The sequence below is a fragment of the Pseudomonas sp. 2995-3 genome (genome assembly GCF_002742565.1).
In the GTDB taxonomy this organism is placed as follows: Bacteria; Pseudomonadota; Gammaproteobacteria; order Pseudomonadales; family Pseudomonadaceae; genus Aquipseudomonas; species Aquipseudomonas edaphica.
In genome coordinates this window covers 129,499-155,227 of sequence record NZ_LJSB01000314.1, presented here as the reverse complement: position 1 = coordinate 155,227, position 25,729 = coordinate 129,499, and the positions used below count along the sequence as shown (strand labels likewise).

Below are 25,729 nucleotides of genomic sequence, written 5' to 3'. Positions count from 1 at the left end.
GCATGCGCGAACCCGGTTTATTGAAACCCGCAGTCCTGTGGCTATTGCTGTTGGCGCCGCTGTTTTTCAGCACCTACGGCTTTGCCACCTGGGTCACCAGCCAGCGCAGCGATGTGGGCACGCTGGTCTTCGGCTGGGAAACCCATATGCCGTTCTGGGCGTGGACCATCGTGCCCTACTGGTCCATTGACCTGCTGTACGGGTTTTCACTGCTACTGCCCAATACTCGCCATGAGCTGAAACAACACGCGTTGCGCCTGCTCAGTGCGCAAGTCATTGCCGTGAGCTGCTTTTTGATCTGGCCGCTGCGTTTCACCTTTGAACGGCCGGAGCTGGATGGCGTATTCGGCTGGCTGTTTGCAGTGCTGGCCGGGTTCGACAAACCCTTTAACCAGGCGCCGTCGCTGCATATCGCGCTGCTGGTGATTTTGTGGGTCATGTATCAGCGCCACACCCGAGGGTTTTGGCGTTGGCTGGTGCATGGCTGGTTTGCGTTGATCGGTATTTCGGTGCTGACCACTTATCAACATCACTTTATCGACTTACCCACAGGCGCCCTGGCCGGTTGGTTGTGTGTGTGGCTGTGGCCGGTGGAACATCCAAGCCCGCTGTTGAATGTACGGCTGACGCGGGATACAAAACGATGGCGACTGGGCATGCGCTACGGCCTCGGCGCTTTAGTGCTGGTAATCCTGGCCTTGGTGCTGCGCGGCGGGTGGTTGTGGCTGCTTTGGCCAGCGGTTTCCTTGGGTTTGATCAAGGCGAACTACTTTGTACTCGGCGCGTCGGGCTTCCAGAAGCGCAAAGACGGCCGGCTCACTCCTGCCGCGCGCTGGCTGTATGCACCCTATTTGGCGGCTGCGTGGATAAATTCCAGGCTGTGGACACGTAAACATCCACAGCCTGACCAGATTGTGGATAACGTCTGGCTTGGTCGAATTCCTGCCAACGACGAGCAAGGTTCCTTCAAGGCTATCGTCGATCTGTGCGCCGAATTGCCGATTAATCCACAGGGCCGCGCCTATGAATGCGTGCCCGTGCTGGACCTGATTGCCCCGTCCCCCGCCGAGTGCCAGCAAGCCGCCGAAGCCATTGAGCGCCTGCGTTCAAACGGCGCGTTGCTGGTGTGCTGCGCCCTCGGCTACTCACGCAGCGCCACCGCCGTCGCCGCGTGGCTGCTGCACAGCGGGCGTGCTGCCACGGTCGACGAGGCACTGGCTATTATTCTTACAGCACGGGCCGAAGTGGTCCTGCATCCTGCTCACCGTAAAGCGTTGGAGGGTTTGCCCCATGCCCGCTGATATGGAACTTCAGGTTGTTGCCAGCCTGCTGCGCCGTGGCCGTTCGCTGGATCAGTTATCCACAGGCCTGACCGTGGCTGGCGTGTTGTTTGGCCTCGCTCAGTTGCTGTTGGCGAGCGTTTCGACCCTGTGCCTGCTGCTCAGCCTGTGGATGATTATTCTCGGCTTGCTGCAAAAGTACTGGGCCTTGCGCGTGGCCTTCGACGCCGACCTGTTCGCCCTGCTGGCCCGCGACACCGAGCGCACGGCCGACCTCGACCAAGCCTTGCAGAGCCTCGGCCTGCAATCGCCCAAACGCGCCGGCCGACCCTGGATCGAACGCCGTCGCGGCGCGCTCAAACTGCTGCGCAAACAAGCCTGGTTGCTGGGCGCGCAAGCGCTGCTGACCCTGGCCGTCATCCTCGCCAGCCCTTGGCTACCTTTCGCCGGATAAGGAATCCCCATGTTCGAACCCGTGGTCGCCACCCTGATTACTTCGATGGCCCGCACCGTCACCGGCGCCCGCAGCCTGTGGCTGGGCTGCGCACCGGTGCCGGTGCAGCGCATCTACTTCGCCAACCACAGCAGCCACGGTGATTTCGTCTTGTTATGGGCGTCGTTGCCGCAGAACCTGCGCAAATTCACGCGCCCGGTGGCCGGCAGTGATTACTGGAACCAAAGCGCACTGCGCCGCTACATCATCAACCGCGTGTTCAACGGCGTGTTGATCGACCGTGAGCGTAAAGACCCTGTGGATAACCCCTTGCAGCCGATGCTCGCCGCGCTGGAAGGCGGCGATTCCTTGATCATCTTTCCCGAAGGCACGCGCAACCTGGAGGACGGTTTGCTGCCGTTCAAAAGTGGCCTGTATCACCTGGCAAAAAGTTACCCACAGGCCGAATTGATTCCGGTGTGGATCGCCAACCTCAACCGGGTCATGCCCAAGGGCCGCGTACTGCCGCTGCCGTTGCTGTGCACCACCAGTTTTGGCGCGCCGCTGCAATTGGAAGACGGTGAAGACAAAACCGCCTTCCTCGCCCGCACCCGCGACGCCCTGCTTGCCCTCGCCCCGGAGCATGTCTGACATGGATAGCCAAACCCTGATGCTGTTCGGCGGAATCGGCGCGATCCTGGTGCTCGCCTCGCTGATCGGCCTGATCCTCAAACTGCGCACCCGTGGCACACCGAATGCGGTGGTCGACAACCTTAACGCCCGCATCAATGCCTGGTGGGTGATGGTGGTGGTGATCGGTATCGCCTTCTGGCTCGGCACCGGCGCGGTGATCCTGCTGTTCTACGCGGTGTCGTTCTACGCCCTGCGCGAATTTCTCCCCCCCCCCCCCCCCCGCCGCAGCGATTACCCAGCGCTGGTGGCGGCGTTCTATCTGGCGCTGCCGCTGCAATACCTGCTGATCTACGCCGACTGGTACGGGCTGTTCTCGATCTTTATCCCCGTGTACGTGTTCCTGCTGCTGCCGATCCTCGCCTCACTGGGCGGCGACAGCACGCACTTTCTGGAGCGTGCGTCGAAGGTGCAATGGGGCCTGATGATCGCGGTGTTCTGCGTGTCGTTCGTGCCCGCCCTGCTGACGCTCGACATTCCCGGCTACGAAGGCCGCAACCTGTTGCTGATCGCTTACCTGGTGATCGTGGTGCAGCTGTCGGACGTGCTGCAGTACGTGTGCGGCAAGCTGTTCGGCAAACACAAGATCGCGCCCAACCTGTCGCCGTCCAAAACCGTGGAAGGCTTTGTCGGCGGGATTCTGCTGTCGTCCCTGATCGGCGCGGCGCTGTGGTGGACCACGCCGTTCAACCCGTGGCAGTCATTCCTGATCGCGCTGCTGATCAACCTGCTGGGCTTCGCCGGCGGCATCGTGATGTCGGCGATCAAGCGCGACCGGGGCGTGAAGGATTGGGGGCACATGATCGAAGGCCACGGCGGGATGCTGGACCGCCTGGATTCGGTGTGCTTTGCCGCGCCGATTTTCTTCCACCTTGTGCGCTACTGGTGGACCTGAGGAACACGCTCTCTTAAGCCCAACACAGATCAATTGTGGGAGCTGGCTTGCCTGCGATAGCGGAGTGTCAGCCAGCATCACTTTTTGGTGTGCCACCGCCATCGCAGGCAAGCCAGCTCCCACAGGGTTTTGTGGTGTATTGGGAGGCCCCCGCTCAATCCGAAACCTTGCTTCGCGGCCAACCTTTCGATCGGTTTTGCGGTACGCCTCACCTTTGTGCAACACACCTGAGCACGCTGACCACTTCACGTCATCTTTTGTATCAAAGACGCGTGTAAGATAGGCCGCACTTTGCCAGGGATGCTCACCATGTTCGATTCGTTGAAAGCGATCAGCCGCCGAATTCTCGGTGCTTTACTGACTGTGGTGAGTGCCATCTTTGGCCAATGGCAGCCGCCCGCCTGGCTGCGAGCCACGGGCCGTGGCGTGGGGAACCTGGGCAGTAAAGCCCGCGCCTATCCGCGCCAGGCGGGTGCCGGGGTCTTGGGCCTGGTGCTGCTGGCCGCTGCTGGTTTCTACGGCTGGCACTGGTATTCGAATTTGCCGCAGCCCCACACCGTGGGTTATTCGCTGCATAAGCCGAACCTGACCGATTACACCCAGCAGCCTCCGGTTGTGGATAACTTGCAGGTGCGCTTTGCCGAGTCCGTGGCTCCGCTGGCGGCCATTGGCAAGCCGGTCACTGAAGGCATTACCCTTAAACCCGCTGTAGCCGGTGCCTGGCGTTGGTCTGACGACCGCACGTTATTGTTCGTGCCGGAAAAAGACTGGCCTGTGGATGCCCATTACACGCTCGACCTGGCCAAGAAACAGCTGCTGGCTGACGGCGTGCTGCTCAGCCAATACAGCAGCCAGTTCTCCACCCAACCGTTCCGCGCCACCCTGGCGCAAAACGAGCTGTACCAAGACCCGTCCAACCCCACACTGAAACAGCTGGTGGCGACCTTCCACTTTTCCCACCCGGTGGATGAAGACAACCTGCGCAAGCGCGTCTCGGTAACCCTCGGCAAAGGCCTGGCCTACCGCGACGCCCAGCTGCCCAACCGCCCGGAAATCACCTTCGACGACCTCAAGCTCAATGCTTACGTGCGCTCCGCCGCCCTGGCCACGCCACTGGAAAGCACGCCGGTCAGCGCCAAGCTCGATGAAGGCATCAAAGCCCGTGACGGCGGCAATGCCAGCAACGCGCCACTGGTGGCGGAAGTCACCGTGCCCGGCCGATATCGCCTGACGTTTACCGGTGCCGAAGTCAGCTTTGTCGACAACGAGCGCGGCGAACCGGAACCGGTGTTGATGTTCAGCAGCTCCAGCGCCGTGGCCGATGACACCATCGCCGGTAAGGTCCAGGCCTGGCTGCTGCCGGCCAAGGCTGAAGACGACACGCGCCCTTACACCAGCAACGACATCGACGACGCGATGCTGGCGCGCAGCACCAAGGTCAACCTGACCCACGTGCCCAGCGTCGAACCGCTGAACACCCTGCATGCGTTCAAGTTCAAGGCTCCGGCCGGCCGCGCGCTGTATGTACGCGTGCCCGCCAACCTGGAAGCCATTGGCGGTTATCTGGCGAAAAACCCTACCGCTTCGCTGATCAGCATGCCGGCGTACCCACGCACCTTGCAGTTCCTGTCGGACGGCGCGCTGCTGAGCCTCAACGGCGAAAAACGCCTGGGTTTCATGGCCCGTGGCGTGCCCGGTGCCCATGTGGAAATCGCCCGCCTGCTGCCCAACCAGTTGCAGCATTTGGTCGACCAAAGCAGCGGCAGCTTCGCCCGGCCGAATTTCGGCAATGAATACTTCGACCGCATGGTTGAGCGTCAGTCGCTGGATATTGCGTTGTCGTCCAATGACCCGGCGAAAACCGTCTACGACAACGTGGATCTGAGCCACTACCTCACCGCCAATGGCGGCCGTCGCGGTATTTTCGTGCTCAAGCTGAGCCCGCAGGATGACCCGGCCGAGCGCACGTTCGAGTACGAACGCAACAGCACCAGCGACCTGCGTTTTATCGTGGTTACCGACCTTGGCATCATCGCCAAGCGCTCCAGCGACGGCAGCCACGATGTGTTTGTGCAGTCCATCGGCAACGGCTCGCCGGTCGCCGATGCACAAGTCGATATCATGGGTCGCAACGGTCTGCCGGTCGCCAGCGGCCGCACCGATGCCGAAGGCCACGCGCATTTCGCCAAGCTGGATGAACTGCGCCGTGAGAAAACGCCGCTGATGTATGTAGTCACGCGCGGCAATGACCAGTCGTTCCTGCCGATTGCCCGTCAGTCCCAGCAGTTGGACTTTTCACGCTTCGATGTAGGCGGTTTGGAAGAAGACGGCGCGATTAATCGCCTCAGCGCGTATATGTTCACCGACCGTGGCCTGTACCGCCCGGGCGAGACCGCGCACCTGGGCATGATCGTGCGCAGCGGCGACTGGAAAGGTGCCTTGCAAGGCCTGCCGGTTGAACTGCAAATCACCGACCCGCGCGGCCTGGAAGTGATTCGCCAGCCGCTCAAACTGTCCACCAGCGGCTTTGAAACCTTTGATTTCCCCAGCAGTGAAGTCGCTCCCGCCGGTGAGTACACCGCGACGTTGCAACTGATTGGCCAGAAAAATACCCGCAACGACCTGGGCAGTGTCAGCTTCAAGGTCCGCGACTTCGAGCCGGACCGCATGAAGGTCAGCCTGAGCCTGCACGACACGCCGGTGTTGGGCTGGATTCCACCGGACCAGGTGGTGGCCAAAGTCACCGCGATGCACTTGTTCGGCGCGCCGGCAGCCGGCCGACGCGTCACGGCGAAGATGTCCCTGAGCCCGACGCTCGCGGCCTTTGACCGTTACCCCGATTACCGCTTCCGCCTCAACGACGCCCTGGAAGAAGCCAGCACCGAAGACCTGGCTGAAACCACCGTCGACGACAACGGCCAGGCCGTACTCGACCTCAACCTGCAACGCTTTGCCAGCAGCACCTATCGCCTGCAGGTGATGACCCAGGTGTTCGAGGCCGAAGGTGGCCGCAACGTGGCGGCGCAAAGTGCGCTGCTGGTGTCGTCCGCGCCTTATCTGGTCGGTGTGAAAAGTCAGGACTCGCTGTCGTACGTCGCCAAGGACGCCCCGCGTCAGGTGCAATGGCTGGCCGTCGCGCCGGACCTCACGCCGATGGCAGTGGATGGCCTGACCAGTGAAGTGGTCGAACACCGTTACGTATCGGTACTGGTGAAACAGTCCAACGGCACCTACAAATACGAGTCGCGCATCAAGAACATCAGCCAGCCGGCCTCACCGCTGACGATGACCAAGGACGGCGCCAAGCAGACCCTGAACACCGGCACGCCGGGTGATTTCACCCTGCAGGTCAAAGACGCCAATGGCCGCCTGCTCAACCAGATCGACTACAGCGTGGCCGGGCGCGGCAACACCTCGCGCTCGCTGGAGCGCAACGCCGAGCTGCAACTGCGCCTGGATAAACGCAGCTATGCCACCGGTGATGAGATAGCGATCAGCATCCGCGCGCCTTACACCGGTGCCGGCTTGATCACCATCGAGCGTGACAAGGTTTACACCCAACAGTGGTTCAAGGCCGACAGCACCAACAGCGTGCAACATATCCGCGTGCCTGCCGGGCTTGAGGGCAATGCCTACGTCAACGTGCAGTTTGTGCGCGACATGGGTTCGCCTGAGGTCTATATGAGCCCGCTGTCCTACGGCGTGGTGCCGTTCAGCATCAACCTGGATGCACGGCGCATGGCGCTCAAGGTTGAAGGCCCGGAGAAGATCGAGCCGGGGCAGACCCTGGATATCAAGGTAACTGCCGACCGCCCAGGCCGCGCGGTGGTTTACGCGGTGGACGAAGGCATCCTGCAAGTGGCGCGTTACCAGACGCCCGACCCGTTGGGCTTCTTCTTCCAGAAACGCGCATTGGAGGTTGGCACCAGTCAGATCCTTGACCTGATCCTGCCGGAATTCAGCCGCCTGCTCAGTGGCGCAGCGCCCGGTGGTGACACCGAAGGCGCGCTGGCCAACCACCTCAACCCGTTCAAGCGTAAACACCAGCCGCCCGTGGCCTGGTGGTCCGGGTTGGTTGACCTGCCGGCCGGTGAAACCGTGCTGCATTACCAGGTGCCGGACAGCTTCAACGGCAAGCTGCACCTGTTTGCGGTGGCAGTGGACAGTGACAGCGTGGGCGTCAGCGAGGCCAATACCGAAGTGCGCGGGCCGATTGTGATCACGCCGAACGTGCCGGCCTTTGTGGCGCCGGGGGACGTGTTCAATGTGAGCGCCGGGGTGTTCAGTAACCTCGACGCGGCAGCGGACGTGAAGTTTGAAGTGCAGACCAGCGACGGGCTAAACGTGCAGGGCGACAAAGGCAGTACCCTGTCGCTGCAACCGCGCAAGGAAGGCACTGCCGAGTTCAAGATCAAGGTCGGTGAAACCCTCGGCTCCGCGGACCTGCGTTTTGTCGCGGTACTGCCGAACGGCAAACGTATCCAGGTCGCAGAAACCACGTCGATCCGCCCACTGAGCGAGCATCGCGTGGCCTTGAGCCTGGGCCGGTTCGACAGCGCCAGCAAAGAGCTGAAACCGACGCGTGAGCTGTTCAGCCAATTGCGCGATGTGCAACTGGGTGTGGCTGCCTCGCCGCTGGTATGGGCCAACGGCCTCAAGCATTACCTGGATGACTATGGCTACGCCTGCACCGAGCAATTGGTGTCCAAGGCCATGCCGGCGTTGATCTGGGGCGGTACCGCACCAGAAGCCGAACAAGCCTTCAGCGGCGCGGTGCGCATGCTGCGCCAGCGCCAGAACTCGGCCGGTGGCTTTGGTTTGTGGGCCGCCAACCCGGACGTGGCGCCGTATGCCAGCCTGTACGCCACCGACTTCCTGATCGAAGCCAAGGAACGCGGGCTGCCGGTGCCGGAAGACCTGCTGGCGCGCTCCAACGCCTACCTGACCGACTTGGCCAATGGCCCAAGCGAAGGTCTGTCGGAATTGCGCAACCGTGCCTACGCCAGTTACCTCTTGAGCCGTCAGGGAATTCTGGTGAGCGGCGCCTTGAGCGATATCCGCGAGCGCTACGAGAGCTACTTCAAAGACACCTGGCAAAACGACCTTGGCGCCGCTTACCTGGCGGCCAGTTACAAGCTGCTCAAGCAGGATCGTCAGGCCGATACCCTGTTCCGCAAAATCCCGTGGCGTTCGCTGGTGGATAAGTGGGACAGCGACGGCCTGTATTACGACCCGCTGGTACACGACGCCGAGCACTTGCACCTGCTGGCGCGCCACTTCCCCGAGTTGCTTGACGATGTACCGACGGCGCTGCTGGATAAACTCGGCAAGCGCCTGAACGAACAGCGTTACAACTCGCTGTCGGCCGCCCTGCTGCTGCGCGCCCTGGACAATTATGGCCAGCGCGCCCAGAGCGACATGACCCTCAAGGCGACCGCCTGGCTGGGCGACAAGCAACAGCAATTGCTGGAGATGGCCGGCCAGCCACCGCGCGCCGCCGTGCCGGGTAAAACGCAGAAGCTGGTGATGGAAAAAACCGACGGACCGGCCGCCTTCTACATGCTCAGCGAAGCCGGTTTCGACAAGGGCGCCAAGCTCAAGCCCATCAACAATGGCCTGGAGATCATCCACGAATACCTCGACCTCAAAGGCGAGCCAGTGAGCAAAGTCGCGGTGGGCGACGAGTTCCTGGTGCGCCTGCGCCTGCGCGCCACCGACCGCGACCAAGTGCAGCAAGTGGCCGTGGTCGATCTGCTGCCCGGTGGCGTCGAGCCTGTGTATAACTTGCCGCCGGAGCCGGAAGCGGCCGCCAGCAACGAAGAAAGTGAAAGTGAAGGCGACGATTCCGAGTACGTGGAAACCGCAGACGGTGACGAAGCCGATACCTGGCAGGCGCCGATCGGCGAAACCGAGCTGAGCAACTGGCAGCCGGACTACGTGGACGTGCGCGATGATCGGGTGGTGTTGTACGGCACCGCGCTGCGTGATGTAGGCACTTTCGTGTACCGCGTGCGCGCCACCAACGCAGGGACGTTCAATACGCCACCGGCCTACGCCGAAGGCATGTACGAAACCACCCTGCAAGGGCGCGGCAAAGTAGGCCAGCTTGAAATTACCAAGCCTTAAACGCCTGACGCCGCTGCTTGCAGCGGCGGTACTCTTTACAGGCACGCTGGCGGGGCTGCGATGGTGGCCCCATGCCCCGCTGGAACAGGCCGTCACCTCGTCCCGCGTGGTGTTGGCCGATGACGGCGCGTTGCTGCGCATGACCTTGGCGCAGGACGGGCAATATCGCCTGTGGCTGCCGCTGGAGCGCATGTCGCCGTCACTGGTCGAGGCCTTGCTGCTAAAGGAAGACCGCAATTTCTATTGGCACCCGGGCATCAACCCCCCGGCGTTGCTGCGCGCGGCCATGGCCACCTACAGCGGCGGCCAGCGCCAGGGCGGCTCGACCTTGAGCATGCAGCTGGCGCGGCGGCTGTGGGACCTCAACACCCGCCAAGTGCCGGGCAAATTGCAGCAGATGGCCCTGGCGCTGTGGCTGGAAGCGCGCTACAGCAAGCACGATATCCTTGAGGCTTACCTGAACCTGGCGCCCATGGGTGGCAATATCGAGGGCGCCGAAGCGGCCAGCCGGATTTACTTTGGCAAGTCGGCGGCGCAGTTGTCGTTGTCCGAAGCCTTGGCGCTGGCGGTGATCCCACAGCAACCGGGGCGACGCGCGCGCTTCGGGCCGTCGCTGCAACATGCGCGGCTGCGCTTGATGGCCGACTGGCGCGAAACTTATCCACAGGACCCGCGTAACGACAGTTTGCTCGACTTGCCTCTGGAGGCGCGCAACCGCCAGCAGATACCGTTTCTGGCACCGCACTTGAGCGAACAGCTGCTGGCGTCGCAACCCGGCAACGAACTCAACTCAACCCTCAACCTGCCTTTGCAGCAACTGCTCGAACGCTTGATCACAGGCTTTATTGCCGAGCGGCGCAGTACCGGTGTGGAAAACGCCACGGCCATCCTTGTGGACAGCCGCGACCAGAGCGTCAAGGCGCTGGTAGGTTCGGCGGATTACTTATCCACAGGCATCCACGGGCAGGTCAACGGCGTGTTGTCGCGGCGCTCGCCGGGGTCGACGCTCAAGCCGTTTCTGTATGGGTTGGCGCTGGATCAGGGGGTTATCCACCCCATGAGCATCCTCAAGGATTTACCCAGTAACTTCGGCTACTTCCAGCCGGAAAATTTCGACGGCAGTTTTGTCGGGCCACTGACGGCGCGGGATGCGTTGATCCGTAGTCGCAATATTCCGGCGGTGTGGCTCGCCAGCCAGGTGCAGTCGCCCTCGCTGTATGGCTTGCTGCAACGCGCCGGTATCAAAGGCTTGCGTGGGGAAAGCCACTACGGTTTGGCCCTGGCCTTGGGCGGCGGCGAGATGACGCCGGAGGAACTGGCGCGCCTGTATGTGATGCTGGCAGGTGACGGGCATCTGCGGCCTTTGCGCTATTTGCAGGAACAACCGCAAACCACCGGCGCGCAACTGCTCACGCCCCAAGCAGCCTTTATGGTGCGCGACATGCTGCGCCGCAACCCACGCCCGGATGGCCTGCCCGGCCGCCACTGGCGCACCGCGTGGAAAACCGGCACCTCATGGGGCTTTCACGATGCCTGGAGCGCGGGCCTGGTGGGGCCGTATGTGCTGGTGGTGTGGGTGGGTAATTTTGATGGGCGGCCGAACCCGACGTTTATCGGCGCCAAAACCGCCGCGCCGCTGTTCTTCCGTATCGCCGACGCCCTGCCGCTGGCCTTGCCCAACGTGGTTATCAAGCCCGACAAGCCGCCCGCCGGGCTGGTGCGCATCGACGTGTGTGCGGCCTCCGGCGAGTTGCCCAACCGCTGGTGCCCGCAAACCCGCAAGACCTGGTACATCCCCGGCGTGTCGCCAATTCGCGTGTCCAACCTGCACCGCCCGGTACTGATCGATACCCGCACCGGCAAGGCCGCGTGCCCGCCGTTCGACCCGCAATACACCCGCGAAGAAGTCTTCGAATTCTGGCCCAGCGACGTGCAGCGCCTGTACCGCGCCGCCGGCCTGCCCCGGCGCACGCCGCCGAACGTGATGAAAAATTGCCAACCCAACCGCATCAGCGACCAAAGCGAAGCGCCGCAAATTCGCTCGCCGCTGACCCAGGTGAGCTACCAGTTGCGCCTGTCCCAGCCGCAGGAAAGCATTCCGCTCAATGCCAACGCGGCCAGTTATGCGACCACGCTGTACTGGTTTGCCGACCAGACCCTGATCGGCCAAGGCCCGCCGCAAACCACCTTGAACTGGCGGCCGGGCAAGTCGGGCGAATACCGGCTGCGGGTCAGCGATGATCAGGGGCGCAGTGCTAGCCGCGGGTTACGAGTAGAGTTTGTACCTTAGGTCAACTCGGTTTTGAAAACGCTCGCCACCAACGCCTGCAAAGCCCGCTGTTGGGTAATAGAAAAGGCCAGTGCGACGATGATCACGCTCAGCCAGATCAAAAAAATCTTGAATGGATCGAACTCGAGCGCCACCAATGCCCACGTCACCAGGCCGCCACCGATCACGCCAACCACTCCCCAGGCGATAAGTATGGGCTGAACCCGCTTGTGGATATCTCGATAAAGAAACACCCGTGCAACGCACATCAGCACGAATACTATGCCCATCCAACCGAAGGCAGCCAACAACGGCAGCGATAAACCTTGGCGCTGATACAACAAAGCCACCCATTCATAGAATGGCCCCAATACAGCCATTTGCTGGAACGTATCGCGGCTGGGCAACTGCCACTGCATCCATTGCGCCGGATCTATAAGCAGTAGCGCCATACCGAACAACACCACCAAGGCACTGCATAACCCCAAGGCGCGCCACGCTGGCACAGCGAGACGATAGTTGTTCACAGTGCGCAGCCGCTCCACACCAAATACCGTATCGGCCTCCTCACCCCGGACGATCACCGTTTTACCGTTACGCTGTATTGCAGTACCGATAACCATGACCTCCAGGCTTTCGCTGAGCAAGATTTCTCCTTGCTGGCGGCCCGGTCCTGCGGTGTAACGATAGTCCCCTAGCTGTGGCACTTGGCCTGAAAACAACTCAATGCCTTCGGCGATGATATCCACAGTGCCGTGGGCATCCTTGAGCGCAAAGTCATTGCATTGTGCGTCAGTAAATACTGTCCGCCATGCATCCCTTTCGCCGCTGTCGCGGTAGCTCTCCTGGATCTGCAGTGAATACCCGGCACAGGGCAAGCCATCCACTGGGGATAAGCGCGACTCTTTGAGCATCACAGTGCCACAGACTTTTACCAGACCAGGTCTCAGCGAGTACGAAAGGCTGAGCGGCAAGCGTTTGTCCGCACGGTAGAAACCTCTGTTCATAGTGATGACACCCCTGTCTGGCTATCCATAAGGCTGCATTCTAGGGATAAGGTGGCCGCTAATGCACATCAATGAGGCAGGGAGCATGGGGGTTCTCGGCGGGCTACCTCATGCAGTCAACTCGGTGTAATTCGACTCGCCGCCACCTGTCGCGCCCGACAACCAGCCCCAAACAAAGCTCAAGGTTGTGCGCCCTGACGCGTCGACACCCACTGTACCTCTCGACCACCCGGCAAGTAGTTGCTCGTCCATCGTCACACAGTGAAAAAGCAGCTCAAAGGTGTTGTGACCTGTCACCTGTCCGACCTGCGCTCCCAAACGAATCCGACCGCCTTGGTAAGTACTCGAAATAACGCCATCTTCGACCAGGTAATGAAATACCGTGCCGACACCGGACAGTCCTTGGGCGTTGTTCGCCACCGCAAATCGGCGATTGTGCAAGCGTGCGTGTACGATTGTAGAGAGGCTTTGCATAAACGGGCGTCCTTGAGTTGGCGGCTCCAGCATGTAAAAAGGGGCTATTGAAATAGCCCCTTCCGATACGCCAGCAGCGCTTACTCCACCGTCACCGACTTCGCCAGGTTACGCGGCTGGTCAACGTCAGTGCCCTTGAGCACAGCAACGTAATACGACAGCAGCTGCAACGGGATGGTGTAGAGGATCGGCGACAGGGTGTCGTGGATGTGCGGCATGTTGATCACGTGGGTGCCTTCGCCATTGGTCATGCCAGCCTTTTCGTCGGCAAACACGATCAACTGACCGCCACGCGCGCGTACTTCCTGCAGGTTGGATTTGAGCTTTTCCAGCAGTTCGTTGTTCGGCGCGACGGTGACCACCGGCATGTCGTCATCCACCAGGGCCAATGGGCCGTGTTTGAGTTCGCCGGCCGGGTAGGCTTCGGCGTGGATGTACGAGATTTCCTTGAGCTTGAGCGAGCCTTCCATCGCTACCGGGTATTGCGCGCCACGGCCGAGGAACAGGGTGTGGTTTTTGTCGGCGAACAGTTCGGCGACTTTTTCCACGGTGCTGTCCATGGCCAGGGCTTCGCCCAGACGGGCCGGCAGGCGGCGCAGTTCTTCAACCAATGTGGCTTCGACGCCTTCGGCGAGGGTGCCGCGCACCTGGCCCAGGGACAGGGTCAGCAGCAACAGGCCAACGAGTTGGGTGGTAAAGGCTTTGGTGGACGCCACGCCGATTTCGCGACCGGCCTGGGTCAACAGGGTCAGGTCGGACTCGCGCACCAGCGAGCTGATGCTGACGTTGCAGATTGCCAGGCTGCCAAGGAAGCCGAGTTCTTTGGCATTACGCAGCGCGGCCAGGGTGTCAGCCGTTTCGCCGGACTGGGAGATGGTCACGAACAGGGTGTCGGGCTGCACCACCACCTTGCGGTAGCGGAACTCGCTGGCGACTTCGACCTGGCACGGGATGCCGGCCAGTTCTTCGAGCCAATAACGGGCAACCATACCGGCGTGGTAGCTGGTGCCGCAGGCGACGATCTGCACATTGCGCACTTTGGCGAACAGCTCGGCGGCTTGTGGGCCGAAGGCGTTGACCAGCACTTGGTTCTGGCTCAGGCGGCCTTCCAGGGTGCGTTGCACCACAGACGGTTGCTCGTGGATTTCCTTGAGCATGAAGTGGCGGAATTCGCCTTTATCAGCGGCCTCGGCACCGTCGCGGTATTGCACAGCTTCGCGCTCGACCGGCACGCCGTTGACGTCCCAGATCTGCACACTTTCACGGCGAATATCGGCGATATCACCTTCTTCCAGGTACATGAAGCGGTCAGTCACTTGGCGCAGGGCCAGTTGGTCGGAGGCAAGGAAGTTTTCGCCCAGGCCCAGGCCAATCACCAACGGGCTGCCACTGCGCGCAGCCACCACGCGGTCGGGTTGGCTGGCGCAGACCACGGCCAGGCCATAGGCGCCGTGCAGTTCCTTGACGGTGGCTTTGAGCGCGACAGTCAGGTCGCCGAGGTCCTTGAGCTTGTGGTTGAGCAGATGGGCGATGACTTCGGTGTCGGTGTCCGAGGTGAACTCGTAGCCCAGGCCCTTGAGCTGTTCGCGCAGCACTTCGTGGTTTTCGATAATGCCGTTGTGCACCACGGCCAGGTCGCCGGAGAAATGCGGGTGAGCGTTACGTTCGCACGGTGCACCGTGGGTGGCCCAACGGGTGTGGGCGATGCCCAGACGACCCACCAGCGGCTCGCCGAGCAAAGCTTGTTCCAGCTCGCTGACTTTGCCTGGGCGGCGCATGCGCTCGAGCTTGCCGGCGTTGGTAAATACGGCTACACCGGCGCTGTCATAGCCGCGGTATTCCAGACGTTTGAGGCCTTCAAGCAGGATGGCGGTGACGTTGCGTTCAGCGACTGCGCCTACAATTCCACACATGGTGTATCTCCTAGATGATTGCCGCGCATATCAGCGTAATGCCGCGGGCTTGGATCTGGTCGCGGGCCTCAAGCGGCAGGCGATCATCGGTAATAAGGGTATGGACGCTGCTCCAGGGCAGCTCCAGGTTGGGGATCTTGCGGCCGATCTTGTCGGATTCGACCATCACCACCACTTCACGGGCGACGTCGGCCATTACACGGCTCAGGCCCAGCAGTTCGTTGAAGGTGGTGGTGCCACGTTCCAGATCGATGCCGTCGGCGCCGATAAACAACTGATCAAAATCATAGGAACGCAGCACTTGTTCGGCGACCTGGCCCTGGAATGAATCCGAATGCGGGTCCCAGGTGCCGCCGGTCATCAATAACACCGGCTCATGTTCCAGCTCGCTCAGCGCGCGGGCCACGTGCAGGGAGTTGGTCATCACCACCAGGCCCGGCTGGTGGCCGAGCTCCGGGATCATGGCGGCGGTGGTGCTGCCGCTGTCGATGATGATGCGCGCGTGTTCACGCAAGCGCATGACGGCCGCACGGGCGATGGCGCGCTTGTAAGCCGAGATGGGTTGAGCGGCATCACCGACCAGCTCTTGGGGCATGGTGATCGCGCCACCGTAGCGGCGCAGCAGCAGGCCATTGCTTTCGAGGGCGGCGAGGTCCTTGCGGATGGTCACTTCCGACGTTTCGAAACGTTTGGCCAATTCGTCCACGCTGACTTCGCCCTGTTCATTGAGCAGGGTCAGAATGTTGTGGCGTCGTTGGGGTGTATTTCGTTTCGACATAGTAGTGATAAGTTTCGTTTCGAAAGATAACGAAGGCAATCAAAACCTATTGGCGAAAGATCGTCAAGCGGCAAGCTGTAATTTTTACGCTGATTTTTGCTAACACCACTCAACCAATGTGGGAGCTGGCTTGCCTGCGATGGCGGAGTGTCAGGCAACATTCATCGTGAATGCCAGACCGCTATCGCAGGCAAGCCAGCTCCCACAGGAGATAGCATTAGCTGGTGAGGTTGTGGATAACTCAGGTCTTTTTGATTTTGACCGGGCGTTTCCAGCCGTCGATGTTGCGCTGGCGGGCGCGGGCAACAGCCAGTTGGGACTTATCCACATCCTGATTGATGGTCGAACCTGCCGCAGTGTTTGAACCATCCCCAATGGTGACGGGCGCAATCAACGAGTTGTTGGAGCCGATAAATACATCATCACCAATGGTGGTCTGGTACTTGTTGGCGCCATCGTAGTTGCAGGTGATCGCACCGGCGCCGATGTTGCTGCGCGCGCCGATCACCGCATCACCGAGGTAGGCCAAGTGACCGGCCTTGGCGTCGTCGCCCATTTTCGCGTTCTTGAGTTCAACGAAATTGCCGACGTGCGCACGGGCACCCAGCACACTGCCCGGACGAAGGCGCGCAAACGGACCGGCATCACTGCCCTCGCCCATCACTGCACCCTCAAGATGGCTGTTGGCCTTGACCACCACACCTTTGCGCAAGGTGCTGTCCTTGATTACGCAGTTAGGGCCAATTACCACGTCGTCTTCAATGATCACGCGGCCTTCAAGGATCACGTTGATGTCGATCAGCACATCACGGCCAACCGTGACCTCACCCCGCACATCGAAGCGCGCCGGATCACGCAGGGTTACGCCCTGGGCCATAAGGCGGCGACCTTCACGCAATTGGTAGTGGCGCTCAAGCTCGGCAAGCTGCTTGCGGTCGTTGGCGCCCTGCACTTCCATCGGGTCATGGGGCTGCTCGGTGGCAACCAGCAGGCCGTCACTGACGGCCATCTCAATGACGTCGGTGAGGTAGTACTCGCCCTGGGCATTGTTGTTGGACAAGCGGCTCATCCAGTCAGCCAGCATGTTGGCCGGCACGGCGAGAATACCGGTGTTGCCTTCGGTAATCGCACGCTGGGCTTCGCTGGCGTCTTTGTGTTCGACGATGGCAGCGACCTTGCCGCTGGCATCGCGCACGATACGGCCGTAGCCGGTTGGGTCATCCAGCTCAACGGTGAGCAGGCCCACCTGGCCAGGTACTACTTGCTTGAGCAGGCGTTGCAGGGTTTCGACTTCGATCAGCGGTACGTCGCCGTAGAGGATCAGTACGGTGTCGGCGCTGATGAACGGTACGGCCTGCGCAGTCGCGTGGCCGGTGCCCAGTTGTTTGTCCTGCAACACGAAATTCAAATCATCCGCCGCCAGGCGTTCACGCACCACGTCGGCACCATGGCCAATCACCACGTGAATACGCTGGGGGTCCAGCTGCCGGGCGCTGTGGATAACATGACCAAGCATGGAATTGCCCGCGATCGGGTGCAGCACCTTGGGCAGGGCTGAACGCATGCGGGTGCCCTGGCCTGCGGCGAGAATGACAATTTCAAGAGACATGAATGGCTACCAATCCTGGGCGGTCCGACTTCAGACCTGAGAAGTGTTTTGCTGAAAAAGAAAAAGGGTAGCCGAGGCTACCCTTTTTAATCAATCGCGCTTGAAGCATTGCGGCTGGGCCGCTTACTTCTTGCGGATCTGCTGGAGCGTGCGCAGCTGGGCTGCAGCCTCGGCCAGACGTACAGCAGCAGCGCTGTAGTCGAAGTCCGCACCCTTTTCATTCAGGGCCTTCTCGGCAGCCTTGACGGCTTCCTGAGCGGAGGCTTCATCCAGGTCGCCAGCACGTTGCACGGTGTCGGCAAGTACCTTGACCATGTTCGGCTGAACCTCGAGGAAACCGCCGGAGATGTAAAACACCTCACGTTCCCCGCCTTGCTTGGTCAGAGTGATCGGACCTGGCTTCAAGCTGGTGATCAACGGTGCGTGACCCATGGCGATACCAAGATCACCCAGATCGCCGTGTGCAATCACCATTTCTACCAGACCGGAGAAGATTTCCCCTTCCGCGCTGACGATATCGCAATGGACTGTCATAGCCATCTGATTGCCTCAACCTGATGAGCGCCCGTTTCCGGGCGCCGAGATTACAGTTTCTTGGCTTTCTCGATCGCTTCTTCGATGCCGCCGACCATGTAGAACGCTTGTTCTGGCAGGTGGTCGTAGTCACCGTTGAGGATGCCTTTGAAGCCAGCAATGGTGTCTTTCAGGGAAACGTATTTACCCGAAGCACCGGTGAAGACTTCAGCCACGAAGAACGGCTGCGACAAGAAACGCTGGATCTTACGAGCACGGTTAACCAACTGCTTGTCGGCTTCCGACAGCTCGTCCATACCCAGGATCGCAATGATGTCCTTCAGTTCTTTGTAACGCTGCAGCACGTACTGAACGCCGCGAGCGGTGTCGTAGTGCTCCTGGCCGATCACGTTCGGGTCCAGCTGGCGCGAAGTCGAGTCGAGTGGATCGACCGCTGGGTAGATACCCAGGGAAGCGATGTCACGGGACAGAACGACGGTGGCGTCCAAGTGGGCGAAGGTGGTCGCAGGCGACGGGTCAGTCAAGTCATCCGCAGGTACGTATACCGCTTGGATCGAGGTGATCGAACCTTCTTTGGTCGAAGTGATACGTTCTTGCAGAACGCCCATCTCTTCGGCCAGGGTCGGCTGGTAACCTACTGCGGAAGGCATACGACCCAGCAGTGCGGATACTTCAGTACCGGCCAAGGTGTAACGGTAGATGTTGTCGACGAACAGCAGAACGTCGTTACCTTCGTCACGGAACTTCTCGGCCATGGTCAGGCCGGTCAGTGCTACGCGCAGACGGTTACCCGGCGGCTCGTTCATCTGACCGTAAACCAGTGCCACTTTGTCCAGAACGTTGGAGTCCTTCATCTCGTGGTAGAAGTCGTTACCCTCACGAGTACGCTCACCCACACCGGCGAACACGGAATAACCGCTGTGCTCGATGGCGATGTTACGGATCAGTTCCATCATGTTTACGGTTTTGCCTACACCGGCACCACCGAACAGACCGACTTTACCGCCTTTGGCGAACGGGCAAACCAGGTCGATAACCTTGATACCGGTTTCGAGCAGATCGTTGCCGCCAGCTTGTTCGGCGAACGAAGGTGCTGGACGGTGAATGCCCCAGCGCTCTTCGGTGTCGATCGGGCCAGCTTCGTCAATCGGGTTGCCCAGTACGTCCATGATCCGGCCCAGGGTCGCTTTACCGACCGGTACGGAGATGGCAGCGCCAGTGTCGACAACGTCCAGACCGCGCTTCAAGCCTTCGGTGGAACCCATCGCAATGGTACGAACCACGCCGTCGCCCAGCTGCTGCTGAACTTCCAGGGTGGTTTCCGCGCCTTGTACTTTCAGCGCGTTGTAGATGCTCGGTACGCTGTCGCGTGGGAATTCCACGTCGATAACGGCGCCGATGATTTGAACGATACGTCCGCTACTCATAGCTGGATCCTCTGAATATTTGAACCGTTAAACCGCGGCAGCGCCGCCGACGATTTCCGAGATCTCTTGGGTGATCGCAGCCTGACGCGCCTTGTTGTAGATCAGCTGCAAATCGCTGATCAGATCACCGGCGTTATCGGTAGCGTTTTTCATCGCGATCATCCGCGCCGCTTGTTCAGCTGCGTTGTTCTCGACCACCGCCTGGTACACCTGCGACTCCACGTAGCGCACCATCAAGCCGTCAAGCAGCTCTTTGGCGTCTGGTTCGTAGAGGTAGTCCCAGTGGTGCTTGAGTTCCTGATCCGGAGTCGCCACCAGTGGAATCAATTGCTCCACGGTTGGCTGCTGGGTCATGGTGTTGATGAACTTGTTGGATACCACGGACAGGCGGTCAATCCGGCCTTCCAGGTACGCATCCAGCATCACCTTCACACTGCCGATCAAATCATTGATCGACGGCTCTTCACCCAGGTGGCTGATAGCTGCAACGACGTTACCGCCGAAGTTGCGGAAAAAGGCCGCACCCTTGCTACCAACTACACACAGATCGATCTCGACGCCCTTTTCGCGGTTTACCGCCATGTCCTTGACCAGGGCCTTGAACAGGTTGGTATTCAGACCACCGCACAAACCACGGTCACTGCTCACTACCACATAACCCACACGCTTAACTTCGCGGTCGATCATGAACGGGTGGCGGTATTCCGGGTTGGCGTTAGCCAAATGCCCAATTACCTGGCGGATACGCTCCGCATAAGGACGGCTAGCAGCCATGCGCATTTGTGCCTTGCGCATTTTGCTGACCGCCACTTTTTCCATGGCGCTGGTAATCTTTTGCGTGCTTTTGATGCTCGCAATCTTACTGCGAATCTCTTTTGCGCCTGCCATGTAACACCTATCAGGTTAGCAAGCGGGAGCCTTGCGGCTCCCGCTGCGGCTTACCAGGTTTGGGTGGCCTTGAACTTCTCGATACCGGCTTTCATGCCAGCGTCGATTTCGTCATTGAAGTCACCCTTCACGTTGATCTTGGCCAACAAGTCGGCGTGATCGCGGTTGAAGTAAGCAATCAGCGCTTGTTCAAAGCTGCCGACCTTGGTGATTTCGACGTCAGTCAGGAACCCACGCTCAGCGGCATACAGCGACAACGCCATGTCAGCGATCGACATTGGGGCGTATTGCTTCTGCTTCATCAGCTCGGTAACGCGCTGACCATGCTCAAGTTGCTTACGGGTCGCTTCGTCCAGGTCAGAAGCGAACTGGGCGAATGCCGCCAGTTCACGGTACTGAGCCAGAGCGGTACGGATACCACCGGAGAGCTTCTTGATGATCTTGGTCTGAGCGGCACCACCCACACGGGATACCGAAACACCGGCGTTCACAGCAGGACGGATCCCTGAGTTGAACATGGCCGATTCCAGGAAGATCTGACCGTCGGTGATGGAAATCACGTTGGTCGGAACGAACGCGGAAACGTCGCCAGCCTGGGTTTCGATGATCGGCAGTGCGGTCAGGGAACCGGTTTTGCCGGTCACTGCGCCGTTGGTGAACTTCTCTACGTATTCTTCCGAAACGCGGGATGCGCGCTCCAGCAGACGGGAGTGGAGATAGAACACGTCGCCTGGGTAAGCTTCACGGCCTGGTGGACGGCGCAGCAGCAGGGAAATCTGGCGGTAAGCCACTGCTTGCTTGGACAGATCGTCATAAACGATCAGCGCGTCTTCACCGCGGTCGCGGAAGAATTCACCCATGGTGCAACCGGAGTACGGTGCCAGGAATTGCAGCGCAGGAGATTCCGAAGCACTGGCAGCCACGATGATCGTGTTGGCCAGGGCGCCGTTTTCTTCCAGCTTGCGAACCACGTTGGCGATGGTCGATTGCTTCTGACCAATGGCTACGTAGACGCAGAAAATGCCGCTGTCTTTCTGGTTGATGATCGCGTCGATCGCCAGAGCGGTTTTACCGATCTGACGGTCACCGATGATCAGCTCACGCTGGCCACGGCCGACTGGGATCATGGCATCGACAGCCTTGTAGCCAGTCTGTACAGGCTGGTCTACCGACTTACGCCAGATCACGCCTGGAGCAACTTTCTCGACCGCGTCGGTCTCGGTGTTGCCCAGTGGACCTTTACCGTCAACAGGGTTACCCAGTGCGTCGACTACGCGACCCAGCAGTTCCTTACCAACCGGAACTTCCAGGATGCGGCCTGTGCACTTGGCGCTCATGCCTTCAGCCAGACTGGTGTACGCGCCCAATACAACGGCACCTACGGAGTCTTGCTCCAGGTTGAGGGCCATACCGTAGACGCCGCCCGGAAACTCGATCATCTCGCCGTACATGACGTCGGCCAGACCGTGAATCCGCACGATGCCGTCAGATACGCTGACGACAGTGCCTTCGTTACGGGCTTGGGAGGTCACATCGAGCTTGTCGATGCGGCCCTTGATAATTTCACTTATTTCGGAAGGATTGAGTTGCTGCATTGCTCTGCTGCCCCTTCAAACTCAAGATTTCAATGCTTCGGCAAGTTTCGCGATTTTGCCGCGAATCGAGCCATCGATAACCAGGTCGCCGGCACGGATAACAACACCACCAATCAGGGATGCGTCCTCCGAAGCTTGCAGGCGCACTTCCCGATTGAGTCGTGCACTGAGAACCTTGGCGAGTTTGTCTTGCTGTTCTTGGTTCAATGCAAAAGCACTGGTCACTTCAACGTCTACCGACTTCTCTTCTTCGGCCTTGTACAGGTCGAACAGAGCGGCGATCTCCGGCAAAAGCGGGAGACGGTCGTTTTCGGCAACGACGTGGATGAAGTTCTGTACCTTCACATCAAACTTGTCGCCGCACACTTCAATAAAAGTGGCGGCCTTGTCTGCGCTCGTCAGTCGCGGGGCCTTGAGCACGCGCTGCATGGTGTCGTCTTGCGACACTGCTGCAGCCAGGCCGAGCATGGCTGACCAAGAGGCCAGCTGCTGGTGGGCCTGGGCGTGCTCGAAGGCTGCCTTAGCGTAAGGTCGGGCCAACGTGGTCAATTCTGCCATGATCGCCCTCGCTTAGATTTCAGCAGCCAGTTTGTTAACCAGCTCCGCGTGCGCGTTTTGATCGATTGTGGCACCCAGGATCTTCTCAGCACCGCCGACGGCCAGAGCACCCAGTTGGGCACGCAGCGCATCTTTGACACTGTTCAATTCCTGCTCGATCTCGGCCTGAGCCTGAACCTTCACACGGTCAGCGTCGATACGGGCTTTTTCAACAGCCTCTTCAACAATCTGATTACCGCGTTTCTTGGCTTGCTCAATGATTTCAGCTGCCTGTGCCTTAGCATCGCGCAGTTGATGGCCCGCTTTCTCTTGGGCCAACTCCAGGTCGCGAGCTGCACGGGTGGCAGCGTCCAGTCCATCCGCGATCTTCTTCTGACGTTCGTGCAAAGCTGCGATGACCGGAGGCCATACGAACTTCATGCAGAAAACGACAAAAATCAAGAACGCTAAGGACTGACCAATAATGGTTGCATTAATGTTCACGCCAATACCTCGCTCGTTCGTTGCACAACACACCAATCACTCGAAAAAACGAGTGATTAACCGGCGAGTTGACCAACGAAGGGGTTCGCGAAGGTGAAGAACAGAGCGATACCAACACCGATCATGGTCACGGCGTCGAGCAGACCGGCAACGATGAACATTTTAACCTGCAGCATTGGGACCATTTCTGGCTGACGCGCTGCGCCTTCCAGGAACTTGCCGCCCAGCAGGCCGAAACCAATGGCAGTACCCAGGGCGCCCAGGCCGATCAACAGTGCAACAGCGATAGCGGTTAGACCAACTACAGTTTCCATCTTTCCTCCCGACTTTTACGTCGTATGGTTTAGGTTTTTTAGATTTTAAAGCGGTAAAACAAATCGTTTCATAGCCCTGGTGGGCCACCTTCCCGTTTCACCGGGAAGGACATCAGACTAGTCGAGACCGGCCTTAATGGTTCTCTTCGTGCGCCATCGACAGGTAGACGATGGTCAGCATCATGAAGATGAAGGCCTGCAGGGTGATGATCAGGATGTGGAACACAGCCCACGCCCACTGCAGAACAATGCCCAGGCCGCTAAGCCAGAGCAGACCACTGCCGAACATCACAGCGATCAGAATGAACACCAGCTCGCCGGCATACATGTTGCCGAACAGTCGCAGAGCCAGGGAGATAGGCTTGGCGATCAGGGTGACGAATTCCAGCAGGAAGTTCACCGGGATCAGCAGGGCTTGAACGAAAATGTTCTTGCTGCCGAACGGGTGCAGGGTCAGTTCGCCGATGAAGCCGCCGATGCCCTTGATCTTGATGCTGTAGAAAATGATCAACGCGAATACCGACAAGGCCATGCCCAGGGTAGCGTTAGGGTCAGTGGTCGATACGGCACGGAATGGAATATGCGGATCGCCGCTGATCGCCATGGCGAGCTGAGGAATCCAGTCAACCGGGATCAGGTCGACGGCGTTCATCAGGAACACCCAGACGAAGATGGTCAGTGCCAGCGGTGCAATCACCGGGCTACGGCCATGGAAGCTGTCTTTCACGCTGCCATCGACGAATTCGACCAATACTTCAACGAAGTTCTGCAAAGCACCTGGCTGACCGGAAGTCGCCTTTTTTGCCGCCATGCGGAAAATCAGGACGAAGATCAGACCTAATGCGACCGACCAGCCCAGAGTATCCAGGTGGAAAGCCCAGAAACCCATTTCTTTGGCTTCTGCTGCGGTGTGGGCGAAGCCCCAGCCGCCGTTGGGAAGCTGACCGAAGGTCAGGTTCTGCAAGTGGTGCTGGATATAGCCCGAAGCGGTTGTTTCTGCCATGGTTGCCTCAAACGCCCTAAGGTTTCGAAAGTCTTGTTTTCATTAGCAGGGGAGCGAACCAGCTGACCAGTTGGGTCAACACGAAGACGCCGAATACAGCCAGCGGCGCCAATGGCTTCACACCTGCAAAGGTCAGTGCAAACAGCACTGCCGTCAAAATCAGTTTCCCCGCCTCGCCGGCATAAAATGACCGGACGATAGCCTGGGCTGCTCGGGCGCCGGAAAACCGAAAGGCCCTGTGAGCAAAATACATATTGGGCAGCAAGGCTATCAGGCCTCCGCAGAGTCCTGAATATCCGGCTACGACTCCATGCCAGTACCAAAGCGCCAACGCGGCGATCAGTAGAATGACAAATTGAGCCAATAAAACCGGGAAAACGGCCAAGCGATGGAACGGCAACGTGTTTGGCGTGCGGGTTTCCATCACTTTTGCTCCTCAATGGTCGGCTGCCGAGAATCAATAACTTGGCATAATTTGTGCCGACAAAATGCGCGCAGAGTATAGGGGCGGTTCAGCCCCTATTCAACTGTCGGGTAGTGTTTTCCGATCGCGCGCTACATAAGCAAATGTTTCAGCGGATGTGGGCAAGGACGCCCTGAAGCTCGTCAAGCGAGTTATATCCGATAACCAATTGCCCTTTGCCCTTCTTGCCGTGGCGAATTTGTACCGCAGAGCCCAGCCGCTCGGCCAGGCGCTGCTCGAGGCGTGCGATATCCGGATCAGGTTTGGCGGTTTCGACCGGTGCAGGTTTGCCGCTCAGCCACTGGCGAACCAGCGCCTCAGTCTGACGCACCGTGAGCCCTCGTGCGACAACGTGTCGCGCCCCTTCAACCTGTTGATTTTCCGGCAAACCGAGCAAAGCACGGGCATGACCCATTTCCAGGTCGCCGTGGGACAACATGGTCTTGATGACTTCCGGCAACGCGATCAGACGCAGCAAGTTGGACACCGTGACGCGGGATTTACCCACCGCGTCGGCCACTTGTTGCTGGGTCAGCTGGAATTCCTGCTGCAAACGCTGCAACGCGATCGCTTCTTCAACCGGGTTGAGGTCTTCACGCTGGATGTTTTCGATCAACGCCATGGCGATGGCGGTTTCATCCGGTACATCGCGCACCATCGCCGGGATGGTTTCCTTGCCGGCCTGCTGGCTTGCGCGCCAGCGGCGTTCGCCGGCGATGATTTCAAACCGACCGCCGCCGATCGGGCGCACCACAATCGGCTGCATCACGCCCTGGGCCTTGATCGAGTTGGCCAGTTCTTCCAGCGCCTGGGGGTCCATATCGCGGCGTGGCTGGTATTTGCCGCGCTGGATCAAGTCCAGCGGCAAATGTTGCAGCTCGCGCTCGTCGGCCTGTACCGCTTGTTCTTCAAGCGAAGTGACAGTCGGACCACTCAACAGTGCATCCAGTCCACGTCCGAGACCTCGTTTCTTGACGGCCATGGGGATTC

21 protein-coding genes are annotated in these 25,729 nt (G+C 59.8%); 6 read left to right on the top strand and 15 right to left on the bottom strand.

Annotation, left to right across the window (positions count from 1 at the left end):
• Positions 1-2: 2 nt before the first annotated feature.
• The 6 genes from AOA62_RS26630 (at position 3) to pbpC (ending at position 11,714) form a co-directional block, all read left to right on the top strand.
• Complete coding sequence (locus AOA62_RS26630) at positions 3-1,301, top strand: phosphatase PAP2/dual specificity phosphatase family protein (RefSeq protein WP_099550212.1); 1,299 nt, start codon at positions 3-5, stop codon at positions 1,299-1,301.
• Positions 1,291-1,734 (top strand): hypothetical protein, encoded by a 444-nt coding sequence (locus AOA62_RS26625; RefSeq protein WP_099550211.1) that lies wholly within the window; start codon positions 1,291-1,293, stop codon positions 1,732-1,734. Before AOA62_RS26630 ends, AOA62_RS26625 begins: the two co-directional genes overlap by 11 nt.
• Positions 1,735-1,743: 9 nt before the next feature.
• Positions 1,744-2,364: a 1-acyl-sn-glycerol-3-phosphate acyltransferase gene (locus AOA62_RS26620; protein ID WP_017135106.1), complete on the top strand. Its 621-nt coding sequence runs from the start codon at positions 1,744-1,746 to the stop codon at positions 2,362-2,364.
• Between the two features lies 1 nt (position 2,365).
• Positions 2,366-3,298 (top strand): phosphatidate cytidylyltransferase, encoded by a 933-nt coding sequence (locus AOA62_RS26615; RefSeq protein ID WP_099550210.1) that lies wholly within the window; start codon positions 2,366-2,368, stop codon positions 3,296-3,298.
• 309 nt (positions 3,299-3,607) lie between these two features.
• The gene (locus tag AOA62_RS26605; protein WP_099550208.1) at positions 3,608-9,424 is read left to right on the top strand and encodes an MG2 domain-containing protein; all 5,817 of its coding nucleotides are present in this window, start codon (positions 3,608-3,610) and stop codon (positions 9,422-9,424) included.
• Entirely contained in the window at positions 9,405-11,714 is a 2,310-nt protein-coding gene (gene pbpC / locus AOA62_RS26600) for a penicillin-binding protein 1C (RefSeq protein WP_099550207.1), read from the top strand. Before AOA62_RS26605 ends, pbpC begins: the two co-directional genes overlap by 20 nt.
• Here pbpC and AOA62_RS26595 read toward each other — a convergent pair.
• From AOA62_RS26595 to AOA62_RS26525, 15 genes are all read right to left on the bottom strand, one after another.
• Positions 11,711-12,700 carry a hypothetical protein gene (locus AOA62_RS26595; RefSeq protein WP_099550206.1) on the bottom strand — a complete coding sequence of 330 codons (990 nt, stop codon included), beginning with the start codon at positions 12,698-12,700 and terminating at the stop codon, positions 11,711-11,713. The genes pbpC and AOA62_RS26595 overlap by 4 nt on opposite strands.
• A gap of 108 nt (positions 12,701-12,808) precedes the next feature.
• A complete protein-coding gene (locus AOA62_RS26590) occupies positions 12,809-13,174 on the bottom strand; it encodes a hypothetical protein (protein ID WP_099550205.1) in 366 nt (121 codons plus the stop codon).
• An 80-nt stretch (positions 13,175-13,254) separates the two neighbouring features.
• The gene (gene glmS, locus AOA62_RS26585) at positions 13,255-15,087 is read right to left on the bottom strand and encodes a glutamine--fructose-6-phosphate transaminase (isomerizing) (protein ID WP_099550204.1); all 1,833 of its coding nucleotides are present in this window, start codon (positions 15,085-15,087) and stop codon (positions 13,255-13,257) included.
• A 10-nt stretch (positions 15,088-15,097) separates the two neighbouring features.
• On the bottom strand, positions 15,098-15,865 hold the full coding sequence (locus AOA62_RS26580) for a DeoR/GlpR family DNA-binding transcription regulator (RefSeq protein WP_099550203.1): 768 nt from the start codon (positions 15,863-15,865) through the stop codon (positions 15,098-15,100).
• A gap of 241 nt (positions 15,866-16,106) precedes the next feature.
• Positions 16,107-17,474 (bottom strand): bifunctional UDP-N-acetylglucosamine diphosphorylase/glucosamine-1-phosphate N-acetyltransferase GlmU, encoded by a 1,368-nt coding sequence (gene glmU / locus AOA62_RS26575; protein WP_099550202.1) that lies wholly within the window; start codon positions 17,472-17,474, stop codon positions 16,107-16,109.
• 123 nt (positions 17,475-17,597) lie between these two features.
• On the bottom strand, positions 17,598-18,014 hold the full coding sequence (locus AOA62_RS26570) for a F0F1 ATP synthase subunit epsilon (protein WP_017135117.1): 417 nt from the start codon (positions 18,012-18,014) through the stop codon (positions 17,598-17,600).
• A 44-nt stretch (positions 18,015-18,058) separates the two neighbouring features.
• Positions 18,059-19,435 (bottom strand): F0F1 ATP synthase subunit beta, encoded by a 1,377-nt coding sequence (atpD, locus tag AOA62_RS26565; protein WP_017135118.1) that lies wholly within the window; start codon positions 19,433-19,435, stop codon positions 18,059-18,061.
• Positions 19,436-19,462: 27 nt separating this feature from the next.
• Complete coding sequence (gene atpG, locus AOA62_RS26560; RefSeq protein ID WP_010207685.1) at positions 19,463-20,323, bottom strand: F0F1 ATP synthase subunit gamma; 861 nt, start codon at positions 20,321-20,323, stop codon at positions 19,463-19,465.
• Between the two features lie 50 nt (positions 20,324-20,373).
• Entirely contained in the window at positions 20,374-21,918 is a 1,545-nt protein-coding gene (atpA, locus tag AOA62_RS26555) for a F0F1 ATP synthase subunit alpha (RefSeq protein WP_017135120.1), read from the bottom strand.
• A gap of 21 nt (positions 21,919-21,939) precedes the next feature.
• The gene (locus AOA62_RS26550; RefSeq protein WP_017135121.1) at positions 21,940-22,476 is read right to left on the bottom strand and encodes a F0F1 ATP synthase subunit delta; all 537 of its coding nucleotides are present in this window, start codon (positions 22,474-22,476) and stop codon (positions 21,940-21,942) included.
• 12 nt (positions 22,477-22,488) lie between these two features.
• Positions 22,489-22,959 carry a F0F1 ATP synthase subunit B gene (locus AOA62_RS26545; RefSeq protein WP_017135122.1) on the bottom strand — a complete coding sequence of 157 codons (471 nt, stop codon included), beginning with the start codon at positions 22,957-22,959 and terminating at the stop codon, positions 22,489-22,491.
• A gap of 56 nt (positions 22,960-23,015) precedes the next feature.
• Positions 23,016-23,273 carry a F0F1 ATP synthase subunit C gene (gene atpE / locus AOA62_RS26540; protein ID WP_002555987.1) on the bottom strand — a complete coding sequence of 86 codons (258 nt, stop codon included), beginning with the start codon at positions 23,271-23,273 and terminating at the stop codon, positions 23,016-23,018.
• Between the two features lie 133 nt (positions 23,274-23,406).
• Positions 23,407-24,276, bottom strand: a complete 870-nt coding sequence (gene atpB, locus AOA62_RS26535) for a F0F1 ATP synthase subunit A (RefSeq protein WP_017135123.1) — start codon at positions 24,274-24,276, stop codon at positions 23,407-23,409.
• 16 nt (positions 24,277-24,292) lie between these two features.
• A complete protein-coding gene (locus AOA62_RS26530) occupies positions 24,293-24,700 on the bottom strand; it encodes a F0F1 ATP synthase subunit I (protein WP_010565865.1) in 408 nt (135 codons plus the stop codon).
• Between the two features lie 148 nt (positions 24,701-24,848).
• Positions 24,849-25,721: a ParB/RepB/Spo0J family partition protein gene (locus tag AOA62_RS26525; RefSeq protein WP_017135124.1), complete on the bottom strand. Its 873-nt coding sequence runs from the start codon at positions 25,719-25,721 to the stop codon at positions 24,849-24,851.
• Positions 25,722-25,729 lie beyond the last annotated feature (8 nt).